The sequence below is a fragment of the Halorientalis brevis genome, assembly GCF_023077655.1.
In genome coordinates, this window is record NZ_JALLGV010000004.1 from 706,562 (window position 1) to 715,698 (window position 9,137).

The 9,137-nt window shown below is 64.0% G+C and carries 9 protein-coding genes; 4 read left to right on the forward strand and 5 right to left on the reverse strand.

The features are described from left to right. Positions 1-3: 3 nt before the first annotated feature. Positions 4-1,689, reverse strand: a complete 1,686-nt coding sequence (thsA, locus tag MU553_RS11800; RefSeq protein WP_247377555.1) for a thermosome subunit alpha — start codon at positions 1,687-1,689, stop codon at positions 4-6. A gap of 212 nt (positions 1,690-1,901) precedes the next feature. On the opposite strand from thsA, the gene MU553_RS11805 reads away from it, so the two are divergent. Next, entirely contained in the window at positions 1,902-2,366 is a 465-nt protein-coding gene (locus MU553_RS11805; protein ID WP_247376609.1) for a hypothetical protein, read from the forward strand. Between the two features lie 59 nt (positions 2,367-2,425). Here the strand turns inward: MU553_RS11805 and MU553_RS11810 are convergent, their stop codons facing one another. After that, positions 2,426-2,974, reverse strand: coding sequence for a KH domain-containing protein (locus MU553_RS11810; RefSeq protein ID WP_247376607.1), 549 nt, complete (start codon positions 2,972-2,974; stop codon positions 2,426-2,428). Positions 2,975-3,198: 224 nt separating this feature from the next. Between MU553_RS11810 and MU553_RS11815 the strand changes: the two genes are divergently transcribed. Next, the gene (locus tag MU553_RS11815; RefSeq protein ID WP_247376605.1) at positions 3,199-4,155 is read left to right on the forward strand and encodes a TIGR03557 family F420-dependent LLM class oxidoreductase; all 957 of its coding nucleotides are present in this window, start codon (positions 3,199-3,201) and stop codon (positions 4,153-4,155) included. 49 nt (positions 4,156-4,204) lie between these two features. Here the strand turns inward: MU553_RS11815 and MU553_RS11820 are convergent, their stop codons facing one another. The 3 genes from MU553_RS11820 to eif1A all read right to left on the reverse strand — a co-directional run bounded on the left by MU553_RS11820 (position 4,205) and on the right by eif1A (position 5,971). Further along, on the reverse strand, positions 4,205-4,561 hold the full coding sequence (locus MU553_RS11820; RefSeq protein WP_247376603.1) for a hypothetical protein: 357 nt from the start codon (positions 4,559-4,561) through the stop codon (positions 4,205-4,207). Between the two features lie 151 nt (positions 4,562-4,712). After that, complete coding sequence (rio1, locus tag MU553_RS11825) at positions 4,713-5,597, reverse strand: serine/threonine-protein kinase Rio1 (RefSeq protein WP_247376601.1); 885 nt, start codon at positions 5,595-5,597, stop codon at positions 4,713-4,715. 86 nt (positions 5,598-5,683) lie between these two features. Beyond that, on the reverse strand, positions 5,684-5,971 hold the full coding sequence (gene eif1A, locus MU553_RS11830; protein WP_247376599.1) for a translation initiation factor eIF-1A: 288 nt from the start codon (positions 5,969-5,971) through the stop codon (positions 5,684-5,686). Positions 5,972-6,320: 349 nt separating this feature from the next. Between eif1A and MU553_RS11835 the strand changes: the two genes are divergently transcribed. Together MU553_RS11835 and MU553_RS11840 are read left to right on the forward strand one after the other, a co-directional pair. Beyond that, positions 6,321-7,388, forward strand: a complete 1,068-nt coding sequence (locus tag MU553_RS11835; RefSeq protein ID WP_247376597.1) for a zinc-dependent alcohol dehydrogenase family protein — start codon at positions 6,321-6,323, stop codon at positions 7,386-7,388. Positions 7,389-7,917: 529 nt separating this feature from the next. Then, positions 7,918-8,985: a zinc-dependent alcohol dehydrogenase family protein gene (locus MU553_RS11840; protein ID WP_247378080.1), complete on the forward strand. Its 1,068-nt coding sequence runs from the start codon at positions 7,918-7,920 to the stop codon at positions 8,983-8,985. The last annotated feature ends 152 nt before the right edge of the window (positions 8,986-9,137 follow it).

Genomic DNA, 9,137 nt, shown 5'->3' on the forward strand with positions numbered 1-9,137 from the left:
ACTTCACATCATGCCGCCCATGCCGCCGCCCATACCGCCCATGCCGCCCATGCCGCCACCCATGCCGCCGGGTGCGCCGCCTGGGCCGCCTGCAGGTCCGTCGTCCTCGTCGTCGGACGCGCCGCCCTTCAGGTCGCCGGCTGCGATGACGTCGTCGATGCGGAGGATCATGACAGCGGCCTCCGTCGCGGACTCGACGGCCTGGGTCTTGACGCGGAGCGGTTCGACGACGCCGTCGTCTTCCATGTCGACGACGTCACCGGTGTAGGCGTCGAGACCGGTCGTGGTGTCGCCGCCGTCGTGCTTGCTGCGGAGGTCGACCAGCGAGTCGATGGGGTCGAGCCCGGCGTTCTCTGCGAGGGTGCGCGGGATGACGTCGATGGCGTCGGCGAACGCCTCGACGGCCAGCTGCTCGCGGCCACCCACGGAGTCGGCGTAGTCACGCAGACCGAGGGCGAGTTCCGTCTCGGGAGCACCGCCACCGGGGAGGACCTGACCGTCCTCGAGCGTGACGGAGACGACACCGAGCGAGTCGTCGATCGCGCGCTCGACCTCGTCGACGACGTGGTCGGTGCCGCCGCGGAGGATCATCGTGACGGCCTTCGCGTCCTCGACGTCCTCGACGAAGATGCGCTGGTCGCCGCCGACGTCCTTCTCGGCGACGGAGCCGGCGAAGCCGAGGTCGTCCTCGGTGATGTCCGCGATGTTGGAGACGACGCGAGCGCCCGTCGAGCGGGCGAGCGCCTTGATGTCGGACTTCTTGGCGCGACGGACGGCGAGAATGCCCTCCTGGGCCAGGTAGTGCTGGGCCATGTCGTCGATGCCCTTCTGGCAGAAGACGACGTCGGCGCCAGCCTCGGAGATGTTGTCGACCATCTCTTTGAGCTGCTTCTCTTCCTGGTCGAGGAACTGCTGGAGCTGGTCCGGGTCGGTGACGTTGACCTCGGTGTCGAGCTCGGTCTCGGGCACCTCGATGGCGGTGTCGAGCAGGGCGACGTCGGCGTCCTCGACGGCGTAGGGCATGTTGTCGTGGACGCGCTCCTTGTCCACGATGACGCCCTCGACCAGTTCGGACTGGTCGATGGAGCTGCCGACGACCTTCTCGACTTTGATGTTGTCCGTGTCGACGCCTTCCTCGTCGGCGACGGCGCGGACGGAGTCGACGACCAGCGAGGCGAGCGTGTCCTTGGCGGACTCGGCGCCCTTGCCGGTCATCGCGGTGGCGGCGATCTGCTCGAGGATGTCGGTGTCGTCCTCGTCGACCTCGATGGCGATGTCCTCGAGGATCTCCTTTGCCTTCTCGGCTGCCTGGCGGTACCCCTGTGCCAGGATGGTGGCGTGGATGTCCTGGTCGAGGAGGTCCTCGGCCTTCGTGAGGAGTTCGCCCGTGATGACGACGGCCGTCGTGGTGCCGTCACCGACCTCGTCTTCCTGGGTCTGGGCGACCTCGACGATCATGTTCGCGGCCGGGTGCTCGATGTCCATCTCGTCGAGGATGGTGACGCCGTCGTTCGTGACGACGACGCTGCCGGTGTCTCCGACGAGCATCTTGTCCATTCCTTTCGGACCGAGTGTCGTGCGCACGGACTCGGCAACCGCTTTGCCGGCCGTGATGTTCATCGACTGGGCGTCCTTCCCGGAGGTTCGCTGACTCTCCTCGGAAAGTACGATGAGGGGCTGGTTACCCATCTGCTGAGCCATATTCAAGCAAATGGTTGTATTGCCATTCTATATAAACGTTGTGTTCACAGCAGGCAGAACCGCCTTACGGGACCGTCCCCGCGATCCGTGGGAGAACGTGACAGGGCGTGGGTTTAAATCCCGCGAGGGCGGCCGTGGCAGCGACACGGCGGGCGAATCGATACCGGGATTTACGTAGGTCGTTCGCATACTGTCAGCCAATGGAGATTCGAGTGGAACTGGCCGACGACCTGGTCGAGGAGTTGGACGACGAAGCGTCGCTACAGGGGTTCGACGACCGGGCGGCGTATCTGCGGTGGATCATCGCACACCGACCGATGTCGGACCTGGCCTCGACGCAGGCACCAGCGGTTGCGAGCCGCGTCTCAGAACTCGAAGAGCGAGTCAAACTCCTCGAGCGGCAACTCGACCTCGACACCCCGACGAACCCCGAGGCGGACCTCGGCGGTGCGTCGAGCAGTGGCGCCAGCCTGGACGCGGCGAGCGGTACCACTCCCGAAAGCGGTGCCGACGACGGTGCGAGTCTCGCAGGCGGGTTCGAATCGAAAGTCGAGTCCGCCGAGATGGACGACCCGCAAGGAGCGACCGGCGAGCCAGAAGAGGGCGCGGAAGACGACGACATCGCGGACGCGATCGGCGACATCTCACTCGACGACGACGAGTAGCAAACCGAAGTAGCCAGCGTCCCCGCGAACGAAGGGAGCAGGGGTAATTATCGAGGGAATTAGCCCGTGAACTGGTGGTACTCCATTCCCTTGTGTTTCATCTCGTTGTGGCGGCGTTCGAGGAACGAGTAGACCGAGCCGTGGGGCGCGCCGTCGAGGATCATCTCGGCGGCCTCGCGCACGGTGTCGACCTGTTCGGGTTGGCCGATGATCCCGAGCGTCGAGCCGTAGATGACGACCGCAGCACCGGACAGTTCCGCCATGAGTTCCCGGGTGCGACCGTCCTCGCCGATGAGGCGACCCTTGTTCCGACGGAGGTCCTTCTCGTTGCGCGAGGCGGCTTTGATGTCGATGATGTCGAACATCATCATCTCGTCGTCCAGCAGCGCCAGGGCTTCCTCGGGCGCGAATCCACGGCCGATGGCCTTCACGATGTCCGGCCCTTTGAGCCCCGTGATGGGATCCCCGACCGTCTCGACGCGAACCTGACCGGTCTCGCTGTCGATGTCGAGTCGGACCTCCGCGCGCTCTTCGATCTCACGCATCGTCTCTCCCCCTTCGCCGATGAGCACGCCGATGCGGTCCTGCGGAATCTTCACATGTTGCATAAATATACTGCAGGCTACGTGGTCGCGCCGTTTTAAGCCTTCGCACGTGACGAATATCGAGTCGGCAGAAGGCAGTTCCGACGAGGGAATCGCCATCGCTGACGGACGTGGACGGCCGCCAGGGACGTTGCATATCTCGGCCGGTCGCTTAAGCCCGGGAACGTTGACACCGAAGGTACGATGGAACGTAACTGGGAGACCGCGAGCGCGACAGGAGAGCGGCGATGACTGCGGTCGGCTTCGCGCTGTCGAGCGAACTGTACGGACCCAACGAACTCGTCGAACAGGCGGTCCGGGCCGAAGAGGCCGGGTTCGACTTCGTCGCGGTCTCGGACCACTACCATCCGTGGCTCCCGGTCCAGGGCGAGAGCCCGTTCGTCTGGACGACCCTCGGCGGCGTCGCACGCGCGACCGAGGAGATCGGCATCGGGACGGGCGTGACCTGTCCGTCGATGCGGTACCACCCCGCCAACCTCGCACAGGCCACCGCGACGACCGCGGCGATGAGTGACGGACGCTTTTTCTTCGGCGTCGGCTCCGGGGAGCGGTTGAACGAACACGTCCACGGCGACCACTGGCCACCGATCGTCAAACGGCTCGAAATGCTTCGAGAGGCCGTCTACGTCGTCCGGGCGCTCTGGACCGGCGACGAACTTACCCACGACGGAGAGCACTTCACCGTCGAGAACGCGCAACTGTTCACGCTGCCCGAGGAGCCACCGCCCATCTACGGATCGGCGTACGGTCCCACGGCGGCAGCGACCGTCGCGGAGTTCTCCGACGGGCTGTACACCGTCGGCCCACAGGAACAGACCCTTGCGGCGTACACCGACGCTGGCGGAGAGGGGCCGGCCTACGGCCAGTTGAGCGTCTCCTACGAGGAAACCCGAGAGCAGGCCGTCGACGTCGCCACCGAGCGCTGGCCGAACACGGCACTGCCCGGCGAACTGGGGTCGCAACTATCCACGCCAGCCCACTTCGAGCAGGCCTGTCAGATGGTCTCGAAGGCGGACATCGAAAACGGGAGCCTGGTCACTGACCCGGACCCGGCCACGCACGTCGAGAACGTCGAGAAGTTCGCAGACGCCGGCTTCGATCACGTCGTCGTCCACCAGATCGGAACGGACGTTGCGGGCCTGTTCGAGACCTACGAGAGCGACGTCCTGCCGGCAATCGCGTAGTCACGGGGAGCAGTCGCTCACGACGGGTGAGTGCGACCGAAACAGCGTCTCACTGGGGAACGAGATCGTCGGCGGACACCTTCTCGATGTCGAACTCGCTGTCGAACGCCCGCTTTGCCGCCTGTTCGCGTTTCTCCGTTCGGAACTGGCTGCGGTGAAGCGTCTGTACGTATCTGTGAAGCTCCCGTTTGCTGTCGATCAGGAAATACCCGCTTCGAGTCGCCGCGATCGGGATGCCCTCCTCGTACAGCAGGTACTGCAACACCTCCTTGCCCTCGAAGGAATCCGTCTCCGCGACCCCGAGTCGCCGGTTCAGTTCCTCGGAGGAGATGCTGTTGTCACTCCCGCGATGTTCGGAAAGGATGTCCAGCGCCTGCTCGATGAGATCGCGGTCAATGCGGCTCATGCTGACAGCTACCACATTAAGAATCAAAAACATATTCTCAGGTTACATATAGAAAATCCATTAATATTTGTCAGTCGTGACGGGGTCACAGCCACGTTCGAGAACGGTGAATCGAGAGACAACGACGGCCTCCGAACGGTCGGAGACGCAGTCAGTCGGACGTGTCGTCGGTGACGAACGCGAGCAGGTCCTCGTCGGTCACGTCCATTCCCTGGCGGCGGAAGAACGCGGCGACGTTGTGACAGTCGCGTTCGAGGAACTCGCGGCTGTTGGGGTGATGGACAGTCACGGCCTGGCCGAGGTCGATGACGACCAGTTCCTCGCCGTGGAGGATGACGTTGTACTCCGAGAGGTCGCCGTGGACCAGGCCGGCGTCGTACAGGCGGCGCATGTACTCACGGATGACCTCGTAGGCCGTTTCGGGGTTCTCGACGTGGACCTCGCTGAGGCGTTTGGCCCGCCCGGTGTCGAGGCCGAGCAGTTCCATGACGAGGACGTTCCGCTCGACGGCCATGGGTTCGGGGACGCGGACGCCGGCCTTCCGAGCGCGTGTGAGGTTCGCGAACTCCTTGCGGACCCACGCCTGAACGATCTGTTTCTTGTCGTGACCGATCCCCTCGAACCGGGGGTCGCCGTCGAGATACCCTCGCATGTCCCGGAAGTCCGAGGCGTTGATGCGGTAGACCTTGACGGCGACTTCGGGATTGTCGTCGACGTCGAGCACGTCGGCGGCCGTTTCCCCGCCGAGCGCGGAGTAGACGTTCGCCTCTTTGCCCGTCGAGATGGGACCGCCAAAGGCGTCGATGTAGCCGTCCTGAACGAGTTTGTACAGCGCGGCGAAGGTGGCGTCGTCGAAAACGGAGGCCTCGACCTTGAACTGGTCGGCGTCCTTGATGCGTTTGCGGAATTCGCTGAACTCGCGGTCCCGACGGCGGGCGATGCGATCGGCTTCCGTGTCGGCGACGTCGATCTCTTCCCACTCGTCACCCGGCGAGTCGACGTCCTCGGTGTCGACGAGCTCGAAGGATTCTGTCACGAGAGCGTCCCCCGACTCATGGGCCTGCTCGCCGTCGGTCCAGCGGTCGACCGCCGCCGCGCTGCGGAATCGCGTTCATGCGAGCGCTACTCCTGAATGTGACCCTCCTCCTTGAGCTGGTCGGCTTCCTGCTTGTCGTAGCGCCAGGTGATGTCGGCCTTCTCGTCCTGCCAGTCCCACGGTTCGACGAGGACGACGTCGTCTTCGCGGATCCAGATGCGTTTCTGCATCTTCCCCGGGATGCGAGCGGTTCGTGTCTGCCCGTCCATACAGCGCACGCGGACGCGATTCGCACCGAGCATGTCCAGGACGACGGCGAACACCTCGTCGTCGTCGGGCATGCGGAGGTCCTTCCTGCCCTCGTTGTCACTCATGTGCGGTCCTTCGGTGGGGAGACGGTTTAAGCTTTTCAAGCCTGAACTGCCCGCCAACCCCCTCAGTCCGCGCCCTGGGACTTGACCCACCCGCACTCGGGGCAGGTTTCCACGCCGTTCTCCGCGTCGGTCTCGGCGGCCTCGTCATGGCCGACGGGGTCTCCCTCACGAGCGTCTGAGCGAGCGCGCGCGAGCGGTCAATTCCCCGATTTGCCGCCGATTTCGCCCGTACTGGCGCGTTACCAAGAACCACCCCGATTTCGAGTATAACGTGGCCACCCTGGGTAAACAGGCGTTTGATAAGCCCTACCAAGAGTTTATTACAGAGTATTTACAGCCGTGGTGTTGTATGAAAGCAGCAGTCTTTCACGGGGTGGAGGAGCCGCTCCAGATCGAAGAGGTGGAACCGCCGACAGCCGACGACGACCAGATCGTCGTCGAGACCGAAGCGTGTGGGATCTGCCGCAGCGACTGGCACGCCTGGAAGGGCGACTGGGATCACATGGGCGTCATCCCGATGGACGGCCTCATCTTCGGCCACGAACCGGCCGGCACCGTCGCCGAGGTGGGCGACGACGTCGAACGATTCCGCGAAGGCGACAGCGTCACCGTCCCATTTTGTCTCGGCGACGGCACCTGCGAGCACTGCCGCTCTGGGCACGCCAACGTCTGTGAGCGCCTGATGCCGCTCGGCTTCATCAAACCGGCGCCCGGCGCGTTCGCCGAGCGGTTCCCCGTCCGCGAAGCCGACTTCAACGTCGTCAAACAGCCCGACAGCGTCGACCCCGTCGAGATCGCCGGTCTCGGCTGCCGGTTCGCCACCGCCTTCCACGGGCTCGTCCACCGCGTCGACCTCACCGCCGGCGACTGGGTGGCCGTCCACGGTCTCGGCGGCGTCGGCCTCTCGGCCGTCCACGTCGCGAACGCGCTGGGCGCGAACGTCATCGGCGTCGACATCATCGACGAGAAACTCGACAAGGCCGAAGAGTTGGGCGCCGACGAGACGCTCAACGCCAACGACGTCAAGGACGTTCCCCAGGCAGTCAAGCAGTTCACCGAGTCCTCCAAAGGTGTGGACATCGCCGTGGATGCGCTCGGCGTGCCAGAAACCTGCCAGAACGCCTTTAACTCGCTGGGCAAGACCGGCCAGCACCTCCAGATCGGGATGACCGAAGGCGAGGACGGCGGCCACATCCCCATTCCGATGGACAACCTCGTCTACGACGAACGCGAGATCGTCGGCTCCTACGGCATCCCGCCGAACCAGTACGACGAGATCTTCCGCATGATGGACCGCGGGAAGATCGACCCCGGGAAGATCGTCACCGAGACCGTCTCGCTCGAGGAAGTCCCCGACGTCATCGAGTCCATGGGCGACTACGACACCGTCGGGATTCCGGTCTGTAACGAGTTCTAACCACTTTTTTACGTCGGGGGATGTCCTCGGCAGCGAAGCTGCCTGCGGGCATCCCCATCGCAAAAACCTGGACTAAAAACGACCTGCTGTCTCACGCCGTCGGCGTTCGACAGCAGTGAACCGCGCTCGCTACCGCTCGCGCGGATGCTAACGTACTCTCTCCGTCGTCTCGTTCAGGATTCTCCATTGGTACACGGTTACTTTTAACGTGGTTGTGGGAAAACCACACTCCTCACTAAGACTAGGAGATCGATCGAGACACGAACAGATGCACCCGCGAGGGCGCTCTGGACGCGAACCATTCCCCGATCGGACACCTGTTGGAACAGCTATCTTTGCCCGTCAATCGCACTCATGATCGGAGCGCGCGCGAGCGCCGCGATCGGCCGATCACCGGATATTGTTGCCGAAAGAATGCATGAACAGTTGACAACCGTGAAACCCTGCATAACACCCGGCCCCTGAATAGAGAGGCGTATGATATACCCCACCAATGATTTATAAGGATGTATTTGCAGGTTAGGGGTGGATGAAAGCAGCAGTCTTTCACGGGGTGGAGGAGCCCCTCCAAATCGAGGACGTAGAAGAGCCGACAGCCGAGGAGGACCAGATCATCGTCGAGACCGAAGCGTGTGGGATCTGCCGCAGCGACTGGCACGCCTGGAAAGGCGACTGGTCCTGGATCGGCGTGATGCCGACCGACGGACTCGTCTTCGGCCACGAACCGGCCGGCACCGTCGTCGAAGTAGGGGACAACGTCGAGCGGTTCCGCGAAGGCGACCAGGTGACCGTCCCGTTCAATCTCTCTGACGGCACCTGTCACCACTGCCGGAACGGCCGCGGAAACATCTGCGAACAGGTCGTCCCGCTGGGCTTCCTGAAGATGGCCCCCGGTGCCTTCGCCGAACGGTTCCCCGTCCGGAAAGCCGACCACAACGCCATCAAGCTCCCCGAGAACGTCGACCCCGTCGACGTCGCCGCGCTCGGCTGCCGGTTCGCCACCGCGTTCCACGGGCTGGCCCACCGCGTCGACATCAACCCCGGCGACTGGGTGGCCGTCCACGGTCTGGGTGGCGTCGGCCTCTCTGCCGTCCACATCGCCGAAGCCCTCGGCGCGAACGTCATCGGCATCGACATCATCGACGAGAAACTCGACAAGGCCGAAGAGCTGGGCGCCGACGAGACGCTCAACGCCAACGACGTCAAAGACGTGCCCCAGGCGGTCAAGCAGTTCACCGAGTCCTCTCGCGGCGTCGACATCTCCGTGGACGCGCTGGGCGTCGCCGAGACCTGCCAGAACTCCGTGAACTCCCTGGGCAAGGGCGGTCAGCACCTCCAGATCGGGCTCACCACCTCCGAAGAAGGCGGGAACGTCTCGCTCCCGGTCGACAACATCGTCATGGACGAGCGGGACTTCAAGGGCTCGTTCGGGATGCCCCCGAACCAGTATCAGGAGATCTTCCGCATGATGGACCGCGGGAAGATCGACCCCGGGAAGATCGTCACCGAGACCGTCTCGCTCGAGGAAGTCCCCGACGTCATCGAGTCCATGGGCGACTACGACACCGTCGGGATTCCGGTCTGTAACGAGTTCTAACCACTTTTTTACGTCGGGGGATGTCCTCGGCAGCGAAGCTGCCTGCGGGCATCCCCATCGCAAAAACCTGGACTAAAAACGACCTGCTGTCTCACGCCGTCGGCGTTCGACAGCAGTGAACCGCGCTCGCTACCGCTCGCGCGGATGCTAAC